This window comes from Corynebacterium belfantii, from assembly GCF_041898185.1.
Taxonomy (GTDB): domain Bacteria; phylum Actinomycetota; class Actinomycetes; order Mycobacteriales; family Mycobacteriaceae; genus Corynebacterium; species Corynebacterium belfantii.
In genome coordinates this window covers 1,073,334-1,095,880 of record NZ_CP157823.1, presented here as the reverse complement: position 1 = coordinate 1,095,880, position 22,547 = coordinate 1,073,334, and the positions used below count along the sequence as shown (strand labels likewise).

Annotated in this window: 15 protein-coding genes and 3 pseudogenes; 6 read left to right on the top strand and 12 right to left on the bottom strand. The window is 51.3% G+C overall.

Features of this window, described 5'->3' with window-relative positions; translation table 11 throughout:
- Window positions 1-18: 18 nt before the first annotated feature.
- Both ABMV07_RS05645 and ABMV07_RS05640 read right to left on the bottom strand, forming a co-directional pair.
- Window positions 19-840, bottom strand: a complete 822-nt coding sequence (locus tag ABMV07_RS05645; protein WP_196977482.1) for a hypothetical protein — start codon at window positions 838-840, stop codon at window positions 19-21.
- Complete coding sequence (locus tag ABMV07_RS05640; RefSeq protein WP_197690983.1) at window positions 841-3,930, bottom strand: DEAD/DEAH box helicase; 3,090 nt, start codon at window positions 3,928-3,930, stop codon at window positions 841-843.
- A 226-nt stretch (window positions 3,931-4,156) separates the two neighbouring features.
- On the opposite strand from ABMV07_RS05640, the pseudogene putP reads away from it, so the two are divergent.
- The 3 genes and pseudogenes from putP (at window position 4,157) to ABMV07_RS05625 (ending at window position 6,875) form a co-directional block, all read left to right on the top strand.
- A pseudogene (putP, locus tag ABMV07_RS05635) lies at window positions 4,157-5,720 on the top strand (sodium/proline symporter PutP).
- Window positions 5,721-5,759: 39 nt separating this feature from the next.
- Window positions 5,760-6,350 carry an HNH endonuclease family protein gene (locus ABMV07_RS05630; RefSeq protein WP_196981571.1) on the top strand — a complete coding sequence of 197 codons (591 nt, stop codon included), beginning with the start codon at window positions 5,760-5,762 and terminating at the stop codon, window positions 6,348-6,350.
- A 48-nt stretch (window positions 6,351-6,398) separates the two neighbouring features.
- Window positions 6,399-6,875, top strand: a complete 477-nt coding sequence (locus tag ABMV07_RS05625; RefSeq protein ID WP_088267536.1) for a DUF2269 family protein — start codon at window positions 6,399-6,401, stop codon at window positions 6,873-6,875.
- 76 nt (window positions 6,876-6,951) lie between these two features.
- Here the strand turns inward: ABMV07_RS05625 and ABMV07_RS05620 are convergent.
- From ABMV07_RS05620 to ABMV07_RS05610, 3 genes and pseudogenes are all read right to left on the bottom strand, one after another.
- Window positions 6,952-8,140 (bottom strand): annotated as a pseudogene (locus ABMV07_RS05620) (IS3 family transposase); the annotation flags it as partial.
- A gap of 305 nt (window positions 8,141-8,445) precedes the next feature.
- Window positions 8,446-8,856 carry a hypothetical protein gene (locus ABMV07_RS05615; RefSeq protein WP_088266746.1) on the bottom strand — a complete coding sequence of 137 codons (411 nt, stop codon included), beginning with the start codon at window positions 8,854-8,856 and terminating at the stop codon, window positions 8,446-8,448.
- A gap of 87 nt (window positions 8,857-8,943) precedes the next feature.
- Window positions 8,944-10,962: a DEAD/DEAH box helicase gene (locus tag ABMV07_RS05610; RefSeq protein WP_088266745.1), complete on the bottom strand. Its 2,019-nt coding sequence runs from the start codon at window positions 10,960-10,962 to the stop codon at window positions 8,944-8,946.
- Between the two features lie 212 nt (window positions 10,963-11,174).
- Between ABMV07_RS05610 and ABMV07_RS05605 the strand changes: the two genes are divergently transcribed.
- Together ABMV07_RS05605 and ABMV07_RS05600 are read left to right on the top strand one after the other, a co-directional pair.
- Window positions 11,175-11,570, top strand: coding sequence for a (deoxy)nucleoside triphosphate pyrophosphohydrolase (locus ABMV07_RS05605; protein ID WP_071571692.1), 396 nt, complete (start codon window positions 11,175-11,177; stop codon window positions 11,568-11,570).
- Between the two features lie 10 nt (window positions 11,571-11,580).
- Window positions 11,581-14,713, top strand: a pseudogene (locus ABMV07_RS05600) (DUF3427 domain-containing protein).
- A gap of 54 nt (window positions 14,714-14,767) precedes the next feature.
- Here ABMV07_RS05600 and galK read toward each other — a convergent pair.
- Genes galK through ABMV07_RS05575 form a run of 5 tightly spaced genes read right to left on the bottom strand, consistent with a single transcriptional unit; the run spans window position 14,768 to window position 20,017 of the window.
- The gene (galK, locus tag ABMV07_RS05595; RefSeq protein WP_374064964.1) at window positions 14,768-15,997 is read right to left on the bottom strand and encodes a galactokinase; all 1,230 of its coding nucleotides are present in this window, start codon (window positions 15,995-15,997) and stop codon (window positions 14,768-14,770) included.
- The gene (gene galT / locus ABMV07_RS05590) at window positions 15,981-17,111 is read right to left on the bottom strand and encodes a galactose-1-phosphate uridylyltransferase (RefSeq protein ID WP_374064963.1); all 1,131 of its coding nucleotides are present in this window, start codon (window positions 17,109-17,111) and stop codon (window positions 15,981-15,983) included. Before galT ends, galK begins: the two co-directional genes overlap by 17 nt.
- A complete protein-coding gene (locus tag ABMV07_RS05585; protein ID WP_196981224.1) occupies window positions 17,111-17,392 on the bottom strand; it encodes a hypothetical protein in 282 nt (93 codons plus the stop codon). The genes galT and ABMV07_RS05585 overlap by 1 nt, the downstream gene beginning before the upstream one ends.
- Window positions 17,393-17,404: 12 nt before the next feature.
- Window positions 17,405-19,063, bottom strand: a complete 1,659-nt coding sequence (locus ABMV07_RS05580) for a sodium:solute symporter family protein (RefSeq protein ID WP_374064962.1) — start codon at window positions 19,061-19,063, stop codon at window positions 17,405-17,407.
- 36 nt (window positions 19,064-19,099) lie between these two features.
- Window positions 19,100-20,017 (bottom strand): aldose 1-epimerase family protein, encoded by a 918-nt coding sequence (locus ABMV07_RS05575; protein ID WP_197691946.1) that lies wholly within the window; start codon window positions 20,015-20,017, stop codon window positions 19,100-19,102.
- 302 nt (window positions 20,018-20,319) lie between these two features.
- On the opposite strand from ABMV07_RS05575, the gene ABMV07_RS05570 reads away from it, so the two are divergent.
- Complete coding sequence (locus tag ABMV07_RS05570; RefSeq protein WP_197690762.1) at window positions 20,320-20,862, top strand: hypothetical protein; 543 nt, start codon at window positions 20,320-20,322, stop codon at window positions 20,860-20,862.
- Window positions 20,863-20,870: 8 nt separating this feature from the next.
- Here ABMV07_RS05570 and ABMV07_RS05565 read toward each other — a convergent pair whose 3' ends face one another.
- Both ABMV07_RS05565 and ABMV07_RS05560 read right to left on the bottom strand, forming a co-directional pair.
- Entirely contained in the window at window positions 20,871-21,683 is an 813-nt protein-coding gene (locus ABMV07_RS05565; protein ID WP_197691947.1) for a hypothetical protein, read from the bottom strand.
- 49 nt (window positions 21,684-21,732) lie between these two features.
- Window positions 21,733-22,542: a (2Fe-2S)-binding protein gene (locus ABMV07_RS05560; RefSeq protein ID WP_197689573.1), complete on the bottom strand. Its 810-nt coding sequence runs from the start codon at window positions 22,540-22,542 to the stop codon at window positions 21,733-21,735.
- Window positions 22,543-22,547 lie beyond the last annotated feature (5 nt).

Below are 22,547 nucleotides of genomic sequence, written 5' to 3'. Positions count from 1 at the left end.
CATTCGCCAGTGACACGCTTACCCCTTTTCGTGGGTGATATAGTAGTAGATGTCTTCGATGTCGCTCACTGCCCGAAGCTCATCAATGTTGGTGTAAGACACTAGCCTCATAGCTTTATGCAGCAACGATGCGTCAGAATCGTCTAAAGCTGGGGCGATTTTAGGCTCCGGCAAGGACGGTAAATCGCGGCCTTGCCAGAATCGTTCTTTCAGGTCTTGAGTGCTCGCCGCACGTGCTTGCATCGTTACGGCCTGCTCCAGCTGGGCTAAATCGAGTCCGCGAAGTCGAAAGGCCAGCAACGGATCCGCTTCAACTTTTTCAGAGGCCACCGTCACCACAGCGACGGAATGTTTACAGCACACGACGTGATCTGGGCAGTCACAACGAAACGTCACTTGAGTACCGAGCAACAAATCCAAAATATCTTCTGATAGCTGTCCATGACGTGCAGCATTGATGCCATCAGGCGAAGCAGCAATGTATTGAGTGATCTGGCTTAAACCGTCGGTGCTTAAATACGGAAATGCGATGCTGACTTGGAATGGGAGGTTTTGGGATCCGGCGACGTCGGCAGTAATGAGCGAGTTTCCAAACTTCACGTTGAGCACATGACCGAAACGTGCATAATCACGCCCGCGTTTTAACCGGCCGGCGTCTGCTTCCTGCGTAGCCAAGTCGCGGATTCGCAAAGCAACTGGGGAAAAATTGCGGGACTCGACGATCTCTGGTGCCTCGGGTTCAGGGCGAACCGTTGTTTTTGCCCCGAAATTTGCATAAATAACGTTGTCCACTCGCGCGTGTCGACGTCTCTTGTCCTGGGGTGGTTCCTGCTGCGCCATCTATTCCCGTCCTCGATAACTCATGAGCATAGCGAGTTCTTCCGCAGACAGCTCGGTGAGCCAGCCTTCGCCTTCACCGACTACAGCTGAAGCTAATTGAGTCTTACCATCCAAAATATCTTGAATGGATTCTTCAAGAGTGCCAGCGGTAATCATCTTGTACACCGTGACATCCTTACGCTGGCCGATACGAAATGCGCGGTCAGTAGCCTGGTTTTCTACAGCAGGGTTCCACCAGCGATCCATGTGCACCACAATGGAAGCATTGGTCAGGTTTAAGCCCGTGCCGCCAGCTTTCAGCGAAAGAATCATCGCTGGAGGTCCATCTGGCATTTGGAATTCTTCTACCATTCGATCGCGTCCTGTTTTACTCACACCGCCGTGGAGGAATGGAATCGTGGTGCCAAAGTAGTCACTGAGATACGGGACGAGAAGATCGCCAAAGGCACGGTACTGCGTAAAAATCAGCAGTTTTTGATCGGAATCAACGGCGTCATTGATCAGATTCATGAGCTCAGCAACTTTGCCAGATCGGTGTTTGCCTTTAATCGTCATGGCCGATCCGTCGCCAAGGAAATGCGCAGGGTGATTACAAATCTGCTTAATCTTAGTCAGGGCAGACAACACCAGACCTCGTTTGTTCATCCCCTCAGCCTGATCAAGCTGGGTTTTCACGCTATCAACGTACGCTTTGTACAAAGCAGCTTGTTCCGAGGTCATATCTACCGTCAAAACAGTTTCAGTCTTTTCCGGAAGATCATCCACAATCGCGGAATCGGTTTTCAGGCGCCTCAAGATAAAGGGTGCAGTTAATGCTCGCAATCGCTCGGTCATGTCTTCATCATGTTCGCGTTCAATGGCACGTGCGAAGTGATTTCGGAAAAACGAAGCGCTGCCTAATACCCCTGGATTGCAAAAATCCAAGATGGATCGCATCTCTGATAGGCGATTTTCTACCGGCGTTCCGGTCAACGCAACGCGATGTTCTGAGGGAAGCGAGCGTACTGCTTTGGATACCTTTGTTGCCGAGTTTTTAATGTGCTGGGCTTCGTCGAGTACTACGCGTCGCCACGTAATCTTGCCCAAAAGCTCAAAGTCGCGCGCCGCGGTACCATAACTGGTCACGATCACATCACGGGACTGAGCCAGCTCAATAAACTCATCATCCGCTTTTCGCGAGGTTCCGTGGTGTACTTCCACACGCATGGTGGGCACAAACTTGTGGGCTTCACGCGCCCAGTTGCCCACGACAGATGTAGGGGCAATCACAAGCGTGGGACCGCGCTGGTGCTCACTGCGCTCAACGGCTTCTAAAGAAAGCAGCTGAAGCGTTTTGCCCAAACCCATGTCATCGGCAAGAACTGCACCTAAATGATTGTGTGCCATCCAGTAGAGCCAATCTACTCCCCTGCGTTGATATTCACGCAGATCAGCATGAACGGTATCGGGAATAGAAACACGCTGAGGGGCCGGTGAATCTTTCCCCATGCTCCCGCCCGCGAGGCTGGCGTGCCACGGCGATCCCGTGTAGGCAATCGGCTCATTTTCTTGTGCTGTGAGGGCGAGTTCCCGTAACTCTGCGAGCGTTACTTGTCCGAATTCCGCGAATTCATTGTTAAATTCCTCGGCAAGTTTTTCTGCACGCGCCTCCAGCATCGGCCACCGTGGGTCGTCGTTAGCCTTGGCAAGTTCTGCTTCCATGACGGCGGTATCAAGGGCTTGTTTTTTGCGCTTACGGGATTGCGCAGCGACGTCTTTCATGTAGTCGCCGATGCGTCGAATAGCTGCGGTATCAGCCATAACCCATTCGCCGCGCAGATGGATAAGCCCCGACTTGGAACGAACGAGCTCCACCATTTCAGCTTCGGTCAACTCGATGTCTCCGACCGACATGTGCCAGTCGTAGTCCACTATTTTGTCCAAACCGATAGTGGCTTGGGTCGATGCTTCCGCGGGATCACTGAGCCGCAAATGTGCTTTCGTTTCTTGCCGGTCCCATGATCGTGGCAGCAAAACGTTAAACCCACGTGATTTCAGCCGTGCCGCGGCATCACCGATAAAATCGACAAGCTGATCTGTCGTGACATAGCAATCCCAGTCCCCTGCGCCTTCTTCACGCTGAAGCTCAAAAAGTTGGGTGGGGGTAACATTAGAATCAGTACCCTGTTTTTCCAAGATCGGGGCAACGAGAATTGCTTCACGCCTCAGTGCGTTTAAGCGTTCTTTTGTGGCTGAGTCGTAATGCGACAACATGATCGGCTGCGGGGAATCCACACCGGAGCGAACTCGGACACGAATGGGCCAGAGCATATCCGCAGGATCGATTCGATCTTCACGATCTTTCGAGGGTTCTTCCACGATAAACACCAGTTGCACGTTGACTGATGTCATGGAATCGCGCCACTCATTAAGCGCTGAAACAAGTTGCGCTGTACCACGCCGCAATGGAGTACTACGCATAAGAGCTTCGGGGAAGCTATGCCATTCGCTCGAACGCGGAGTGTCAAGCAAATCCTGCAATAAGGAGTTAGCTATCCAATGCGGAAGTTCATCTGCAATATCTTCTGCCACAGATGATCCTGCATTAGCAATGAGCACCCCAGGGGCCGCTGCCGTCATTTGTGCAATCCATCCGCGTTCTTGAAGTCCCGCAGATAGCTGCCACGTGGGCCACCACTGATGGTCAGCGTATCCCAATTTGATAGTCAATCGACCAGCACGAACAAATTGTTCTAGGCCTTGATAAAGACGCACCATCCACATCAAATCTGGCGCCAAGGTTGCACGTTGGGCACGGCTTGCCACCATCGGCGTTATGGCTGCGATCTGCGATAGCACCCTGACTGTTTGCTCTGGAGTAAAAGCTATGGTGGGCAGTTGGAGGGTAACCTCCCTCCCCTTGGGGGTAAGCAACTTAGTTTTCACTTGATGTGTAAATCGCTTGCCACGAATCAGCGTTGCGACGCTATCCGGAAAAGTGCTATCCGGCACCGCATCAGATAACACGATTTTGTGCCCTTCCACCTGCTCAATCCACAAATGCAGGCCAGAATTCTTCAGCCACAATGCATGGAGTAGGTGCGTGCTCATTTCATCATTTCTACCAGTTCGAAGACTTGTGGGGAGTAACGGCTTTAAAATACATCGCTTCTTCTCTATCTTCCTCCGACAGTCTTTCCGTGAGTGTCACAACGACAGGGTAAAGTTTTCACGTCAATTGTTTTTCGTCGCGTTCGTCCAGCACACGGTCCTTGGCTCAGATATTTCATTCTCCGTGCGTCGTTCGATCAGGCACCACGTGAGGAGGCTAGAGAGGATGACCGAACATACGTGGTTCATCGTCGCCATCATCATTTATATGGCGGTGATGTTAGCTATCGGTTATTGGAGCTACCGCAAAACTGACCAGTATGACGACTATGTGCTTGCGGGGCGCGACCTCAACCCCTTTGTTGCCGCACTATCTGCCGGTGCTTCTGATATGTCCGGTTGGCTGCTCATGGGTTTGCCTGGCGCGCTGTTTGTCACCGGCATGTCGGAACTGTGGATCGCCGTAGGTTTGTTGATTGGTGCATGGGCTAACTGGCGCTGGGTGGCACCTCGCTTGCGCTCCTACTCGGAGGTTGCTCAGAATTCGATTACGCTTCCGTCGTTTTTTGAAAATCGCCTCGATGATTCCTCGCGAGTCCTTCGCATTGTCAGCTCGTTGATCATCATTGTGTTTTCACCTTCTATGTATCTTCAGGCATGGTTTCGGGTGGCCGCTATTTCGAGTCGACATTTGGCGGTGCGTATCTCGACGGCATGCTGATCGTTGCTTGCATTACGGTCATTTACACTTTTATCGGTGGTTTTTTAGCTGTGTCCTACACGGATGCAGTTCAGGGTTCCATCATGTTTGTGTCGCTCGTTCTCGTTCCAGTAGCGGCATTGTTGTATCTGGATGATCCCAGTTCAATCTGGACGTGGGCAACATCGCATGACTACGGCCCGTACATGGATGGCGTAGGTAATCCGCATTATTTCTCAATGATTTCTGGTGTTTCAGTTGCTGCGGTGATCGGTAACCTTGCTTGGGGTTTGGGCTATTTTGGCCAGCCCCACATCATCGTCCGTTTTATGGCTCTGCGTAAACCATCAGATGCGGGCCAAGCACGGTGGATCGGTACAGCATGGATGTTGTTGTCCATTTTGGGCGCAACGTTTACCGCGATTATTGGTACGGCATTTTTGGCCAAAATCCTCATGTTGAGGTTGTTGATAAAAAGGCATACGAGACAATTTTCTTGGACATGGGTCGCGTACTTTTCCACCCGCTTATCGGCGGATTGATTCTTACCGCGGTTCTAGCAGCGATTATGTCAACGATCGCTTCGCAGCTCCTAGTCACCTCCACCTCGTTGATCGAAGACCTATTCAAGGCCTTTAAAAAGAACCTTCCCAGCGAGACTGTAATGATCAACCTTTCTCGTACTGCTGTCATGGCAGTAGCCATTGTGGCCGGCGTATTGGCTATTGACCCCCAAGATTCCATTCTGAACCTAGTGGGTTTTGCATGGGCTGGTTTTGGTTCAGCGTTTGGCCCGCTGGTATTGCTCACTTTGTACTGGAAGCATTTGAATTTCGCAGGCGCGATTTCAGGCATGGTTACCGGCGCTGTGGTATCGTTTGCTTGGGGCATGTCGCCTCTAGGAGATAGCTTGTACGAAATCGTGCCTGGCTTCTTCAGCGGATTGTTCGTGATGGTTGTGGTGTCACTAGCCACCCCTGCCCCACCTGCATCTGTACGTTCTGCTTTTGACCGCGCCACTAAGCTGACAAAAGTTTCGCAGGCGCACCCTGAGCTAGAGGTCAGCGAAGTTCAAGAAAAGTTGCTCTAACAGGGAACCAAATAATGCGCTTTATACGTCCAAACATGTATGAAGCGCATTTTCTTTACCCTCCTAGTCGCGATGACGTGTTTCGCGGTGTATTTGTCGATTCCCCACGGTTGGTATTTTCATGATCTGCGTGAGGTTTCCCATCGCGTGACGGTTATTGGGTATGAGCGTTCGCAGTTCGGTGATGGTTGGGCGCTACAAAGCAGTGGATGTTCCACGCGAGACGAGGTGCTAGCCGCCACGCTTATCGACGCCCATCTCACCGTCGATTGCTCACTTACTCGGGGATACGGCGACGATCCTTATTCGCTTCGCCCTATTGCTGTCCATCCAGGCCACGATCGAGAGCCTATTGAGCTCGACCATGTATATCCGCTTTCTGCCGCGTGGGACATGGGCGCATTCGCTTGGGATAAGGAACGGCGAATAGCGTTTGCTAATGATCCGTTAAATCTCGTGGCCGCCTCTAAGCAACAAAATCGTCAAAAATCTGACAAGCTGCCCAGTGAATGGCTCCCCTCGGCACACAAGCAACGGTGCTGGTACGTCAACCGATTAGCCGATGTGGCACGTAAATACGATCTACCTCTTAGCTCCGCAGATCTAAGGGTCATGCGCAGACAATGTTAAGATGTGTTTTTAATCTCACCCATCGTATGAAAGGCTCGTGCGGTTCCTATGAACTCCGTCCTGATTTTGCTGCATGTACTTACAGCTATTTTGTTCCTCGGCCCCGTCACGGTGGCTGTTTCCACTTTCCACACCCGTGCCTTCTCCGCACACAACGGCAACGAGACGGCCAAGGGCGCTGCTGCGGTGTTGTACAAGATCACGCAGACCTACGGCATGCTCTCCCTCCTAGTGCCACTGGTGGGCTTTGCTGTGATGTTCACCAACGATTCTTACTGGAGCAACGGTGTTTACCACGCTTCTATTGCACTGTCTGTGATCGCATGGGCTCTGCTGATTTTTGTCATCATGCCTAAGCAAAAGAAGATGATGGGCAACCTGGGCCTCCTAGAAGCTGACGAGCAGGCCGAGGGCGGATTTGAGATCGCCGATTGGAAGAAGGCTAAGGGCCAACTGTCAATGTTTGGTGGCATCTTCTCCTTGATCTGGGTGATCGTAGCAATCTTGATGGTTGTTATTAAGTAGTCGTAATCACTCATAAAAATCCACACCGGCGATGTTTTACTGTGAACTGAGCCCCGTTTTCCGGACTGGGTTAATTCTAAACGGTTAGGGTCTTTGCAAGGGTCTGGTTCCGATATTGCATCGGAGCCAGACCCTTGAATCGTTCTTGGAGTCGGTACGTGTTGTACCACAGTATGTAATCATCGATAGCTTGGCAGAGCTCATCGACACTGGTGAAGGACGCGCCGTAGTACATCTCTGATTTCAAGTGTCCGAAGAAATTTTCCATCACCGCGTTGTCGTAGCAATTGCCTTTGCGTGACATTGACTGCACACCGCCAACGCTTTTAATCAGGGTGCGCCAGCTTGCGTGTTGGTACTGAAAGCCTTGGTCAGTGTGCACAATCAGTCCTTTACCCGGACTAAACATGGCAATGGCATCGGCCAACGAGCGTGATGTGAGCTGAGTATTCGGTGACGTAGACAGAGTATGCGCCAAGATGGTTCGGTCAAACAGATCCATGACTGGCGACAGGTATACCTTGGTGCCGGCTACCCGGAACTCGGTGACGTCACTAACCCACACTTTGTTCGGTGCGTCTTGGATGAAGCGTCGGTCAAGCACGTTGTCAGCAATGTGGCTGACAGTGCCACGGTAGGAGTTGTACTTCTTACGCCTGATCTTCGATACCAATCCTTGCTCGCGCATAAGCCTGCGAACCACCTTCTTGTTGACGATCGTGTTGTTGTTGCGCAGCGCACGCCAGATACGGCGATAGCCAAACGTGGCGTTGGAGTCGTGAAAGATCGTCGTAATCTGTTCCTTGAGGTCGGCGTACTTGTCTGGCAGGTCAAGACGACGCTGATGATCAAAAAACGTTGACCTAGCCAGGCCAGAGACGGCAAGCAAGTCATCCAGGCGGTGATCGGACTTGAAGGTGATGATGGCCGCAACTTTCAGCCTCGTCGTTGATCCCTCAAGTCCCTCATTTTTTTAGGTACGCCACTTCCGCCTTAAGAAGCTCATTTTCACGCCGCAACTTATCTTCTTCCGTCACCGGTGCAGGCCGAGCTGAGCCTTTAGGCCTGCCTTTGGGTTTCGGCCGTAAAGCATCAGGGCCACCTTTATTGACCTGCCATACCCAATGGTTAATCAGGGCAGGCGACGACAAGCCATATTCCTTGGCAAGATCGGATTTGAATTCGCCAGCTTTATGGCGGCGAAGGATCTCCATTTTCGCATCGAAGGAGTACTGCCTCTTCGTTCGTTTGCTCACCAGACATAGTCTGCCATGTAACCGGAACCGGTCTTCGAGATGACGTACTTGCTCACGCCTGACCCCGAGGCGGTTAGCCACTGCCCGCGAGCCGTAGCCTTCCTCGAATAGGTCGACTGCCAGCTCACGCTGAGCCTGACTGAGTTTACTGCGTGGATGCATAGAGAAACTCCCCACAATCTGGTTTCTGATTTTCTCAGTCCGGATTATGGGGAGCAGTTCACTGCCGGTGTGGATTTTTATATTTTCTAGTGCTGAAGAGCATTGCCAACGCTGGCTCTAGCCCAGCTTTTGGTTTTCTCTTCGAAAGCGCTTTACTGAACTTCCCACCCTGCTGGTGTGGAGGTCAGTGTCAGTGCGTCGACGTGGTCAAAGGGGTGTGTGCACAAATCCATGGCGCTTCGCTTGTATTTGTGGGTTTCGTATTCACCGTTGGCGGCGTGCATAACGATGAAATTCTCGGAGTCTTTGGCGCCTTCTTCAGGAATGTTGAGGTCTTCCATTCCTAGGCGGTCCGCAGCGGCTTCACGGTCTTCGTAGGGGCATACGGAGCTGACGCTTACCCATTCGCCGTCGTAAACATCGTGCACGGTGACTGTGACTGGTGATTCTTTCCCTTTGAGCGCCTGCTCGAGGGGATCGTGTTGCAAGAGCCAGACCATTGTGACGCCAAGGGCTAGGAAGGCGATGAACACGGAAATGACTGCAAATATGTTGCGTTCCACGGTGATTGTCTCCTATCGAGTCGGAGGCTGCGGGAATGAATAAGGGAGCACGGATAACTACCGTACTCCCTTATTCCAGTTTTCTTATTAGTCGCGGTATCCGCCGCGGCCACCACGGTAGCCACCGCGATCACCACGGTCGTTGCGGTCACGTCCGCCACGGTATCCGCCGCGGTCACGTCCGCCACGACGATCGTCACGATCGAAGCGGTCGCCGCCACGGTATCCGTCGTTACGACGTGGTGGTCGGCCGTTGTCTTTTTCGATGTGGATCAATTGGCCGGAGATACGAGTATCGCTGAGGCGGTCGATCACGCTTGGATCCATGTTCTTTGGCAACTCGACCAAGGTGTGATCAACGAAGATGTTGATGCGGCCGAAGTCCTTGTTGGACAGGCCACCTTCGTTTGCCAGAGCACCAACGATGGCACCAGGGCGAACATGCTGGCGCTTACCAACTGCTAGGCGGTAGAGCTGCATGTCGTCGTTACGCTCGAAGCGGGAGCCACGGTCACGGCCGCCACGGCGGTCATCGCGATCGAAGCGGTCGCGTCCGCCACGACGATCGTCGCGGTCACGACGCTCACGGTGCTTCTCTGGTGGTGGCTCCTTCATCAAGAATTCGGAACCAGCGCGTGCCTGGGTAGCCAATGCGGCGGCGATGTCTTCTAGTGGAACATCGTGCTCTTCCGCGTAGGACTTAATCAGGCTACGGAAGATTGCTACCTGATCGTCTTCAAGAGACTCGGTGATGGAGTCAGCAAACTTTGCCTTGCGGGACTCATTGACCTCATCAACGGTAGGCAGATCCATTTCGATCAGCTTTGCGTTGGTGGCGCGCTCGATGGAACGCAACATGCGACGCTCACGTGGGGTAACGAACAAGATTGCTTCACCAGAACGACCTGCACGACCGGTACGACCAATGCGGTGGACGTAGGATTCTGTGTCGTTTGGAATGTCGTAGTTGAACACGTGAGTGATGCGTTCAACGTCGAGGCCACGGGCAGCAACGTCGGTAGCAACGAGGATGTCGAGGCGACCGTCCTTGAGCTGGTCGACGGTGCGCTCACGCTGAGCCTGAGCGATGTCGCCGTTGATAGCGGCAGCGGAGAATCCGCGTGCGCGAAGCTTTTCAGCGACTTCTTCAGTTTCATGCTTGGTACGCACGAACATGATCATGGCTTCGAACTCGGTGACCTCAAGGATACGGGTCAAGGCATCGAGCTTGTTGCGGTGTGCAACGTTGAGGTAACGCTGAGTGATGTTCGTGTTGGTGCGCGTCTGCGACTTCACCTGGATCTCATGAGGATCCTTCATGTAGTCGCGAGACAAACGACGAATGCCGTTTGGCATGGTGGCAGAGAACAAAGCAACCTGCTTGTCCTCTGGGGTGTCCTCCAAAATGCGCTCAACGTCTTCCTGGAAGCCCATGTTGAGCATCTCGTCTGCCTCGTCCAGAACGAGGAAGCGGAGGTTGGAAATGTCGAGGGAGCCCTTCTCCAAGTGGTCGATCACACGACCTGGAGTACCCACGATGATCTGTGCGCCACGGCGCAGGCCAGACAGCTGAATGCCGTAAGCCTGACCGCCATAGATTGGTAGCACGTGGATGTCGCCCAAGTGGTCTGCGAAGGACTGGAAGGAGTCTGCAACCTGCAAAGCAAGTTCGCGAGTTGGGGCGAGGATCAACGCCTGTGGGTGGCGCTTCTTGACGTCAATACGCGACAAGATTGGCAACGCGAAAGCTGCCGTCTTACCTGTACCCGTCTGCGCGAGGCCCATAACGTCATACCCCTGCATCAACACCGGAATGGTCTGCGCCTGAATTGGGGATGGCGTTTCGAAGCCAACCTTAGCGACTGCCTTCAGGATTGCGTCTGGGAGACCAAGAGCCTCGAATCCATCTTTTTCTGCACTGTCCGCTTCTTGCTGAGCGGAGTCGGTGGCCTCAGAAGTGTTCGCAACCCTGGAGTCGTCTACATCGGCAACGACATCATTATTGATGGTGGTGCCTTCGTCTACCTGCGAATTATCCTGAGATTCCGACAAAATCTTAATATCCAGCTCGTTCTCGCCGCTGGTGGCGTTATCGGTAATGCTCATTGCCCCACCACGCTACGCCACATCCACGTGTTTTACCTAATCATTGAATAATTAGTGTCGCACCTTACAAAGTTGCACGCTTTGCGACGTTTCCCCGCTGACTACCTACAGTAAATACAGCGAAGTTGATATAAAGTGCGTTCTGTCCGCAGAGCATCCCTGTTCTTGGCAGCATTCAACACAATTCTTTTCAAACGTTATATCGGAGTGACATGAAAAAGCGCATCAAAGTTACCGGCGCAGTTCTCACACGCAACGGCCTCATTCTCGCAGCTCAACGCGGACAATCTAAGAACCAGGGAAAGTTATGGGAATTCCCTGGAGGAAAAATTGAGCCAGGCGAAACCCCAGAAGAAGCACTCCAGCGCGAACTGCACGAAGAATTACGTTGCGACGCTCACGTAGGCAAATTCATTACAACAACGGAATTTGAATATGACTTTGGAATCGTCGAGTTATCAACTTATTTCTGCACCCTGAATGGATCCGAGCCACAACTGACTGAACACGAACAAATCAAGTGGCTACGTCCCAGTGAACTCGCTCAGCTGGACTGGGCACCTGCAGATATTCCTACGGTCAAACTTTTAGGAAACTTCACCAACTAAGCGACTAAATATGTCTACTGCCGATTCAGCTCTTCCCTTTGGTGTCTATGAAACACCCATTACTCGTAGAATTTCTGAACGTCTTACAGAAACTCAAAAGCTTTCCCCGGATTCAGTGGCCGAAATCAAGTCACTTGACGATGAAGAGGTAAAACGCCGCTACACCGACGTGCTTGCCCGAGAATTTTCCCTACGCTTCGAAGCCAAACTATCAAGCCTTAATGAGGAAAAGGAACGCATAGCGCTTATCAATTCTATGGCTGCGCTTCTAGATACTGATTCCAGTGTTGATTCTGAACAGCTACTTACGTCGATCCGTCCGACTTCTTTAATACAGGCGCCCCAGCTACCAGAGCAGCCGCTTTCCTCCCTGGCGCTCTTAACAAATGCGAAAAATGAAACCAATATGGATCTCGAAATCCGCCGTGAGCTGGAAACAGCTGATTCGGTTGATCTTCTATGCGCTTTCATAAAAACTGGTGGGCTTCGAGTACTTGATGAGCCTCTTCTTAAGCTTCGCGATCGCGGTGTTCCCCTTCGCATCATCACCACGACGTACTGCGGTGCTACCGATAAGGAGGCAATTGATAGGCTCGTGGAAAAATACGGGGCGGAAATTAAGATCTCGTACGAGACAAATATGACGCGTTTGCATGCTAAAGCATGGTTATTTAAACGCAACTCGGGATTTGATACTGCATACATCGGAAGTTCAAATTTGTCTGCTTCGGCGTTGGTTAACGGCATGGAGTGGAATGTTCGTACTTCGTCAGGTAAATCCCCTGAGATTGTTTCGAAATTTATTGCAACATTTGATTCGTATTGGGCCGATAAACACTTCGTTTCTTATGATCCACGCACTGATGGACAGGAACTCGAATACGCACTTCAACGAGATCGTTTTGCAAGCGGTGGAAGCGATGAGCTCGCTATATCAGGGTTAGAAGTAAAGCCATATCCTTATCAACAAGACATGTTGGAAAGTCTGCAAGCAGAACGCGAGCAACATAATCGACATAGAAACTTGCTTGTAGCAGCAACTGGCACAGGTAAAACTGTCGTTGCAGCCTTAGATTACAGAAACATGTGCGATGCATTGGGTAGACGTCCCCGCTTACTTTTCATTGCACATAGAAAAGAAATTCTGCAACAAGCACTTCGTACTTTCCGCGAAGTACTATCAGACGGCAATTTTGGAGAACTACTTGTTGATGGCGTTCTTCCTAAAGAATGGACTCATGTCTTTGCAAGTATTCAATCCTTAAATACTTCCCGAATGGAAGCATTAGGAAAAGACCATTTCGAGTTCATCATTATTGATGAGTTCCACCATGCCCAAGCAATCTCTTATCGCAAAGTCATGGATTATTTCGAGCCTCAAGAGTTACTCGGGCTAACTGCTACTCCTGAACGTGGAGACGGAATCAATGTCAAGGAATTCTTCGATTACCGCGTAGCCCATGAGCTACGAATTTGGGACGCTCTTTCGCTTCAATTGCTTGCCCCCATGCAATATTTTGGTGTTAATGATGATACTGATCTGCAGTCAGTTGCTTGGGACAAGCGCAAGCATGAATATGCGGTATCAGCCCTGAATGAACTTTACGTTGCGCGTGGAGAAAAACGTGCAAGGCTTATTTTGCAGTCATTAAACAATTATGCATTCGGTTTATCGGGAGTAAAAGCACTGGGTTTTTGCGTTTCTGTAGAACACGCAACATTCATGACGGAATATTTTAATAAACAAGGCGTGCCTGCAGCCGTGCTGAGCGGGCAAGATAATGCGACAACCCGGCGCAACCGACTAGATGATCTGAAAACTGGACGTATCAAAGTTATCTTCTCTGTAGACCTTTTCAATGAAGGCCTTGATATTCCAGAAATTAATACCGTCCTCTTACTTCGTCCTACTCAAAGCCCCGTACTATTCCTCCAACAAATTGGCCGAGGTCTTCGCCTTTATCAAGGGAAAGAATCCTGTCTCATTCTGGACTTTGTTGGTTTGCACAGCCAAGAATTTGATATGGAAAGCCGTTTCCGAGCCCTAACTGGATTTACAGGAAAAGAACTCGTTGACCAAGCCGAAAATGATTTCCCTGCTATTCCGGCTGGCAGCAGCATTATCCTAGATAAATTAACAAAGGAACAAGTCCTTAAAAACCTGAAACAGGTGACACGGACAACATCCAAGCGGATGATCAGTTTAACCGGTGAAATCGGATCAACTTCATTACGCAAATTCATCGATTCAACTGGCATTCCTGTTATGGACGTTTATCGGCCTAAAGACTACAGCTGGAATTTCTATCTGGGGCAAGCTGGTCTAGCAGACAAAGCTGATCCACGTAAGGATCTACTTCTCAACCGAGTCAAGTCGTTCCTTCATGTAAACGATTATCAGAGAGCCAATGCCTATCGTGACATTATTGCTTCGACTGCGAATACGATCGATTCCCTTCCCCTCGATCTACAGCCTTACGCGAAAATGTTGATCCTTAATATCTGGGCGAACAGGCCGCAGAAAGTCATTCCTGCTACATTCGATAAAGCTTTAGAAGAAATCCACACACATCGTGCGTTTTGCAAAGAACTATCCGAATTGCTCGAAATTCAAGTTGAAGACAGCAAAGTAAATCCTGCGCCTCTCAAGGGTGACCTAGGAAATACCGTGTTGTTATCGCATGCGCAATATTCACTTGCGGAACTAATGGCAGTTTTAGAAGACGGAGAAGAATTGCCGCTTATGGCAAAACTTCCTCGAGAAGGTGTTCGCAAACTTAATAATTTTAATGCCGATTTGTTTCTTGTTACTTTGCAGAAAAGCGATAAACATTTCCACGAAAAAAACCTCTTACAAGGACTACCCGATTTCTCCTGATTTGTTCCATTGGGAGTCTCAATCTCGAACAGCTATTAAATCGCCCACTGCACAGCGCTATATCCATCATAAAGAGCTCGATCACTCACTACTTTTGGCAGTAAGAAATGCCAATAAAAATGAAGTTGGTCTTGCGGAATCATTCACCTTGTTAGGTCAAGTAGATTACGTTTCCCATAAAAACGAGAAGCCAATCCAATTTGAGCTGGCGCTCCAGCGAAGCATGCCACAGCACCTCTTCATCCAAGGCCGTGCAGTGGTGTAACTAAAAAGCCCTTCGCAGTCACACACATGATTGCGAAGGGCTCTCCCCTATGCCTTAGCTCAGGCGTCGCGCGCCTTGGCCTGGCGAGGCCACCACAAATGTGGGTTCTGGATAGCCTTGGCGTTGCGCGGCGTCTGCAATCGCTGTTGCTACTTCTTCTACTCGGTCAGCGGCGACGAGAGTAATCACCGAACCGCCGAAACCGCCACCTGTCATTCGTGCACCATATTGCCCAGCCGCATCGAATGCTGAATCAAGCTCGGGTGTAGAAACCTCATATTGATCCCGTAACGAGATATGGGAGTCCTTCATGAGCTCGCGGAAGCGATCAAAGTTCCCCGCATCAAGCGCAGTTGCAGCTTCAGCGGTGCGTTCAGTTTCTTCCACGATGTGCTTCACGCGGCGAACTACGACATCCACAGCTTTGCCATTGGCAGTTGCCCAATCGCGGGTGCGATCGAAAATGTCACCATCGATATTCACACTGCGGATGGTGGCACCCTCCCCGCCTAGAGCATGTGCGACTTCATCGGTCACGCCACGTCGAGAAGCATATTGGCCGTCGTTAAGCGTGTGTGGTGCATTCGTGTCCGCGATAAGCAAAACAAGGTCACGCGATTCTAGATCAAAAGGCACGAGTCGGAATTGGTCGGTGTGGAAGTCAATAACAAGGGCTTTGCCTTCTTCACCAAAGATCGACGCACGCTGGTCAAGCCCGCCTGTCGACGCCCCCACAACCTCATTTTCCGCACGAATTGCTGCCTCGACCAGCCCAGCGCGAGCAGCCGCGTCTGGTGCATGTCCGACTGAGAGTTCGTATGCTGCTACTCCAATGGAGCATTCCAGTGCGGCTGAGGAGGATAGTCCGGAGCCTACCGGTACGTCGGAGACAACTGCGATGTCGAGGCCGCTGCAACGTGGGATCACTCCTGATTGCACGCCTGCCCACACTGTTCCTACAACATAGCCTGCCCATGAGTCGGGATTGAGCGGGCCGACTTCAGCTAGGGGGATGCTCAGGCGTGCTGGTTCTTTGGCACCTGGAATGAGCGATACGACGTTGAGGAGGGCGTCGTCACGCTGACGTACTGCTACGGCTGTGTTTTGTTGCAGTGCGAAGGGGATGGACATTCCGCCGGCGTAATCGACGTGGTCACCGATAACGTTGACGCGTCCTGGTGCTGCCCATACGCCTTCGGGTTCGTTGCCAAAGGCTTGGGTAAACAGTGCTCGGGCGTCGGTGTCTAATTGTTCGGGGCTTCGGGTGTTAATCCAGCGTGGCATGTGGCCATACCTCCTTGAATCGTTGTGCGATGCGTTCTGGGGTGGTGTCGTTGATCCAGACCCCTTGGCTTGATTCTGAACCGGCGAGGAACTTCATTCGGTTTGGCGACCTCATCAAGGAAAACAGCTGCAGGTGGAGGCGGCCAAATGGGCGCAGTGCCGAGTCTACTGGTGCCTGGGTCCAGCCTGCGATGTACGGGGTTTTAGCTACTCCTTCGAAGAAGCTGTCCACTGCCGTGTAGAGGCGCTTGAGTAGTGCAGCTAGTTCGTCGCGTTCTACGTCAGTGAGTTCGGTGAAGTCAGCTACAGCACGAAGCGGCATCACCATTGCTTCAACTGGCCATTTTGCAGCTGCTGGGACGAAAACAATGAAGTTCTCTGTGCGTTCAATAACACGTGTTTGTACAGCAGATTCTTCGCGGATGATTGCATCGAAGAGATCATGGCCGTCGTGTGTTTCCGCATAGTATTGTGCACTTTGAACAATTGCTTGTAGCCGTGGGGAAAGGAACGGGTAGGAGTAGATCTGCCCGTGCGGGTGTTGGAGTGTTACGCCGATTTCTTCTCCCCTGTTTTCAAAGGGGAACACCTGTTGGACGCCAGGCAAGGCTGACAGCGCCTCGGTTCGATGTGCCCAAGCATTGATGACAGTGCGAATACGTGACACCGGCAGATCCTTAAAGGACTTGTCTACATCTGGGGTAAAGCAGACTACCTCGCAGCGGGCAAGGGCTGGTCGACGTGGATAGAGGTCTATCCCATCGACATAGCTTTCCCAGTCCTCTCCTACTGCAATGTTCATAGAAAACGACGGGAATCGGTTTTCAAAAACAACGACGTCATACGTAGGCGACGGTATCTCTGTAGGAAGGTTGCCAGGCGTTGTCGGTGCAAGCGGGTTTTCATTCGCTGGTGGCATAAACGTGCGGTTCATGCGGTGGGCTGCGTAAGCCACCCACGTGTTTGTGAGGGGATCGTGGCGGATCTCCGACAGTGGCTGTGTGTGGGGCAGGTCCCTGGAATCGTGAAGAACTCGTTCTCCCTCGCGCAGCTCGTGGTCATCGAAGTAGATGATCTCGCGACCGTCGGCAAGCGTGGAAGTAGTCACGTTCATTATTTTTCACCTGCGGATTCTTCGATCACGATCGGGCGCAGTTTTGCCCAAGCGAAAAACACCACACCAACGATGACCATGACAAGGCCCGCCCACAAATTATCTTGAGCGTTTTTAGCCACGCCTGTATCTGGATTGATACCTGGATCAAGAGCAAAGCTACAAAGCACCAAGATCACTCCGTAGAGGCCGATCAATGCCCCGATGACATTTCTGATATCAAATGCGCCGGCGAGGTGAGTGTGTGATCCCGCTGGTGTCTGCGTTGTATTGTTATGCATTTTCCTCTCCTCCTAGGCAAAGATAACGTTGAGAGCGACGACCAAGGCTAAGCACAGCATTCCTAGTGGAACGGTGCGGCGGTACCACGGCTGGCCGTCTTCGGAATGGTCCTCGAAATGGTCCTTTGGGGTAACAGACTTTACAAAGCCCACCAGCTCGTGATCCGGCTTCGGCTGGGTGAACATGGTAACGATCACGGAGACAAGGATGTCGACGCTAAACGCGATACCGGCAGCGACGAATGCGGTTCCCTGCCCTGGCAGATTAAGCAGCGTTGCAGAAGATTCAGTAAAGGTAGCCAAGTACCAGTAGAAGATTGCCGACGCAGTACCCGCAACAAGACCTGTCCAACCTGCGTGAGGAGTCATACGCTTCCAGAACATACCCAAGATGAAGGTGGCAAACAGTGGTGCGTTAAAGAAACCGAACAGTGTTTGCAGATAATCCATGATGTTGCCAAAGTTCTGGGCAAGCAACGCAGTAAACACTGCGATCAAGGTGGCAGCAACTGTGGCAAGGCGACCGAACTTGAGGTAGTAGTCGTCTTCACGATCTTTGATCACATAGGTTTGCCAAATGTCATAAGAAATCACGGTGTTAAATGCCGAGATATTTGCTGCCATGCCAGCCATGAACGAGGCCAACAGGCCTGCAATAGCAACGCCCAACAGACCGTTGGGAAGAAGGTCACGCATGAGATACAAGATGGCGTCGTTAGGCTTGCCGGCAGGACTATCACCAATCAGCTCAGCAACAGTGACCGATGCGACCATGCCAGGAAGTACCACGAGGAATGGAACAAACATCTTAGGGAACGCACCGATAATCGGAGTCTTGCGAGCAGCAGAGATCGACTCCGATGCCATAGCACGTTGCACCTCAACGAAGTTGGTTGTCCAATAACCAAATGACAGCACAAAGCCCAAGCCAAAGGTAATACCAATCACCGAGATCACTGGGTTATCAAAACCCGAAATCTCTACGCCTGGCCACGTGTGGAAGTTGTGCTCGATAGCAACCTGTTCCTTTAGGCCCTGCCACCCTCCTACTCGATTAAGACCAATGATGGTGATAGGAAGCAGCATGGCAAGAATGACAAAGAACTGCAGCACCTCGTTATAGATCGCGGCAGACAAACCGCCCAAAGTGATGTACGACAACACAATGACCGCGGCCAATACGAGGGCGACCCACAGCGGCCAACCGAGAAGTGCGTTGACAACCTTCGCTAGGAGGAAGAGGTTCACACCGGCGATCAGCAGCTGTGCCACAGCGAAGGACACAGCATTGACCAAGTGAGCTGCGCTACCGAAACGGCGGTGCATAAATTCAGGAACCGAGCGAACCTTAGAGCCGTAGTAGAACGGCATCATCACGATTCCTAGGAACACCATGGCAGGTACTGCGCCGATCCAGAAATAGTGCATGGTTTGGAAACCATATTGCACGCCGTTAGCCGACATGCCGATGATCTCCACAGCGCCTAAGTTGGCGGAGACAAAGGCAAGACCTGTGACCCAAGCTGGCAGCCCGCGCCCAGATAGGAAAAAGTCAATGGAGGAGGACACGCGAGCTTTCGCAGCCCATCCGATGCCCAAAACAAATACAAAGTACAAGGCGACAAGCAGGTAATCGACCCACGTCGCGTCTAGCCTCAATGCGGTATCCATGAGGATCATCCTTATGTTGTTGATTTTTAATGCTGGTTAAGAGTGCTTGTTATATGCGGAAATCGTGATCGTTCCGTGCCACGGAGATGCCGCGCCGATCGTGTCGATTCCCAAGTTCAGTCCGTTTGGGGATGTTGTCATCGGTTCCACAGCCACCGTCCGCCCACGCCCTGGATATGGCATTTCCCATGCCGGATCTGGAGTAAAAATCTGGAACCACGGGAACTGCTCGCTGCAGTACATGGATACTCCCACACCCTGCGATTCCAGGATTGTTGTTACGGGAGTGCGCTCGGCAAAGAAGCAGTCGTCGAGAAGCTTTCCCGCCATGGACAGTCCACTGGAAACGTCGATAGTCGGTTGAACGAGCTCACCGGTAGGAAGGTTGCGATCATCAAGCATCCATTGCTTATCGACGCCCACCCGAAGCGTGGTTTTATCAACCTCTGTGCCTTGGGCCGATAAATAGGTATGCCATCCAAAGCCAAAGGGCACAGCCTCATGCGGCGTCGTAGCCGTGAACTGTGCCCTTAAACCTGAATCCGTTAGTAAATAATCAGCCGCTAGATCAATAGACCACGGCCACCCCTGCTGCGGTTCAATAATGGTAGAAAGAATGACTCTAGCAGGGCGAATAAGATCAATGTTCCACACTGCATTGGCAACAAAACCATGAATCGCATTGTTACGATCTGGCTCAGTAATCGGCAGCTGATAGCTTTGACCTTGAAAATCATAGGCACCAGCGTCAGTTCGATTAGGCCACGGCGCCAGTACGACCCCCGCGTTCAGCGGCGGAAACTCGCCATCAGGGTAGGTTTCCACCAACGGGTGTGAATCAAAAGTAAGGGATTTAATTCCGCCGCCATAAGTCGCAATCTGCGCAAGATAGTGCCCTGAAGAAATAGTAATAACGGGGGCACAATTGCTTGGTCGTTCTCCTAGTGAATCCATCTCATGCAATCCTCCCTAGTCAAGCAGACTTTCTATAGTTAGATTTACGCTTGTTATAACCAGGGCGCAACGCTTTGCACTTAATAGGTCTGACATGTCGATGAGGTCACATATTTTCACCCCCATAATCGGCAAAAATCGCACCGATAATGAGAATGGATTTCAATCCATCCCGCAAACATAGACGTTAAGAAGCCTTACACGCCCCCATCTTCGCCAAAATAAACACCCCCTTGTTTTTTCGAACACTTGTTTGTACGATAATCCGTATACATGTTCGATGGAGGTTGTAGTCTCAAGCCATGAAATTCATTCAGAACCTAACAAAGATCCACCAATCCAACTCTCATATGGCACACGCACACCGAAGTGATAGTGCTGTCGATTCCCAAGTCGCTTCTACTTTGCTCGAAGACACCGTGGCACGTTTTTCCATGCTCATGAAGCACCCTCGTTCCCTCGCCCGCCCCACAGTAACGTGGCGTCCGCCTTCGCTTAAGCTTGTTGGACTTCACAGCACAATATCTCCGCAACCCCACTTGGTGGCTTCTATTAGCCGGCGACGCATTGGCCCAAACGTCAAAGCACGGCTCAAAGGTTTTGGCGTACGCCAACAACCCGCTTATCTCATGAGCGTGCGGATAAGCGATTCGAAATCCAATAACGTGTCATTCGAACACGCAGAACAATGGATGCTTCAGCTCGTAGGCCCCCAATACGCCGAATGCATCCATATGATCACAGATCATGGACAGTGCCCAGTATTCGTCTGGATCGTCGGAGGAGATTTCCAACCACTGCCATCACCAGCATCGATGTTTCAGACGTTCCAAGCAGCTGCTTAGCCTAGTTGCTAGGCGTCCTCGTCTTCGTCATCTTCGTCAAGATCATCAAATTCGAGATCGTCATCATCGCCTAGCAAATCCTCAGACTCAAAGCTGGTTCCCTCGGATTCAAGATCAGCCTCAGCAGATTCCAACGGAGCCAGCTGTTCTTCCCAATCATCAGCATTTTCAAGAGCAACGGAAAGGACATCAAACAGTTTGTTGCAATCCGAATAGGAACCGAGCTGCAGAACTTCCCCAGCCTCTTCTATCAGCTCAGCTGCAACATCATAAAACAGGCGATCACGCTCTTCATCGCTAAGTGCATCATTGCTTTGATCACTCCACAGCTCATCAATTGCTTGATCAACCAAGTCATCAAAACTTTCACCGAATGCTACAAAAGTCACCGTGGCGAGCGCCTCACCATCAACAACATCGACAACAACCTGCAGCTCCGAGTTCTCAGCAACTTCAGCATGCACCATATGCGGATCATGCGGATCTTGGAAAAACTCAAGCTCCGCAATACGATCATCAGTGCCTTCCAACAGATCACGTAGCACCGTCACAACCTGATCCGTCGCAACATGCTCGGCAACCGTTCGCATAGCATCTTCGACCGAGAACACAACACTAACCAGTGCTGCCTCAAACTCATCGTCGTCTTCATCCACGTCAGCAGCAGCGATATACACATTTGCTGCTGGCACCACCGAGTCGATCTCCACAAACTGAATCTCAAGATCAGAAGTAATAGGAACAAACAACACGTCATCATGTACACGAGACTCAATACCCTCGTTATCAAGCGCCGTAGCCAAATCTTCAAAGAAGCTCATTGTGTGTCAACCCTTTCTGAGGTGCTCAATGCCGGCCCCTAGCCTATCGTTAAAAGCTCTCCGAAGCAGCAATCAGGGCCTTCTTTCGCACATCTTTGTCCTGATGCGGACACGATGTGCACTTACCAGCCGTAGGCGAATGATAAATCATGCAGCACGACACCCGATGCGCCACCACATAATCAGGCTCGATCTCCGCATCAATGGGCACAAAGTATCCGTCACAAATCTGTTCAAAATGATGATGCGGTATACCAGCTTTATACCCAGCTAAATCCCCTCCTAGGCTTTCCACCCCTTCTTGTAAACCTGCTGCCAACTCACGAGCAACACCAAGCGCCTTCAATGTTTCAAAATCCTCATTGCCGGCAGCCATAGCTGGTTGCACTAGCGCATCAACAACCACCGCCCACAGGGGCGCCGGACGCATCGCTGTCACCTGACACACCGTTGCAATCAAAGGCGCAACAGACAACGCTAACGCTCTCCCCGATTCTCGCACGCAATGTGCACGAACATGTGGGTGGAAACCAAACCAATACCCAGTATCGTCACGATGAAATACAGTCGATTGGCGTATATCCAGCAACGGCATCACATCAAAACTGACCATCGCCGTCACCGACGGATTGAGGGCGTCGCCAAGCAAACTAAAAAGCCACAACTGTGCAGCGTGCTTATCCGTAGGCACCCCGAAGATGTGCCGCGAAGCCGCAATCGCCGTTTTCACCGTATCTTCCGAATACAACTGCTCAGCATCCACCACGTTTCCCTGCGAAACGCTGGGATCCAACGAAGGGCGAAAACGCTCATGCTCAGCCATTAATCGATCAAATGCAGCATCTAGAACCGAGTCCATATCCG

Coding starts and splice junctions, on each gene's coding strand:
- ABMV07_RS05645 (WP_196977482.1), bottom strand. CDS start 840: ATGGCGCAGCAGGAACCACCCCAGGACAAGAGACGTCGACACGCGCGA.
- ABMV07_RS05640 (WP_197690983.1), bottom strand. CDS start 3,930: ATGAGCACGCACCTACTCCATGCATTGTGGCTGAAGAATTCTGGCCTG.
- ABMV07_RS05630 (WP_196981571.1), top strand. CDS start 5,760: ATGAAGCGCATTTTCTTTACCCTCCTAGTCGCGATGACGTGTTTCGCG.
- ABMV07_RS05625 (WP_088267536.1), top strand. CDS start 6,399: ATGAACTCCGTCCTGATTTTGCTGCATGTACTTACAGCTATTTTGTTC.
- ABMV07_RS05610 (WP_088266745.1), bottom strand. CDS start 10,962: ATGAGCATTACCGATAACGCCACCAGCGGCGAGAACGAGCTGGATATT.
- ABMV07_RS05605 (WP_071571692.1), top strand. CDS start 11,175: ATGAAAAAGCGCATCAAAGTTACCGGCGCAGTTCTCACACGCAACGGC.
- galK (WP_374064964.1), bottom strand. CDS start 15,997: ATGCCACGCTGGATTAACACCCGAAGCCCCGAACAATTAGACACCGAC.
- galT (WP_374064963.1), bottom strand. CDS start 17,111: ATGAACGTGACTACTTCCACGCTTGCCGACGGTCGCGAGATCATCTAC.
- ABMV07_RS05585 (WP_196981224.1), bottom strand. CDS start 17,392: ATGCATAACAATACAACGCAGACACCAGCGGGATCACACACTCACCTC.
- ABMV07_RS05580 (WP_374064962.1), bottom strand. CDS start 19,063: ATGGATACCGCATTGAGGCTAGACGCGACGTGGGTCGATTACCTGCTT.
- ABMV07_RS05575 (WP_197691946.1), bottom strand. CDS start 20,017: ATGGATTCACTAGGAGAACGACCAAGCAATTGTGCCCCCGTTATTACT.
- ABMV07_RS05570 (WP_197690762.1), top strand. CDS start 20,320: ATGAAATTCATTCAGAACCTAACAAAGATCCACCAATCCAACTCTCAT.
- ABMV07_RS05565 (WP_197691947.1), bottom strand. CDS start 21,683: ATGAGCTTCTTTGAAGATTTGGCTACGGCGCTTGATAACGAGGGTATT.
- ABMV07_RS05560 (WP_197689573.1), bottom strand. CDS start 22,542: ATGGACTCGGTTCTAGATGCTGCATTTGATCGATTAATGGCTGAGCAT.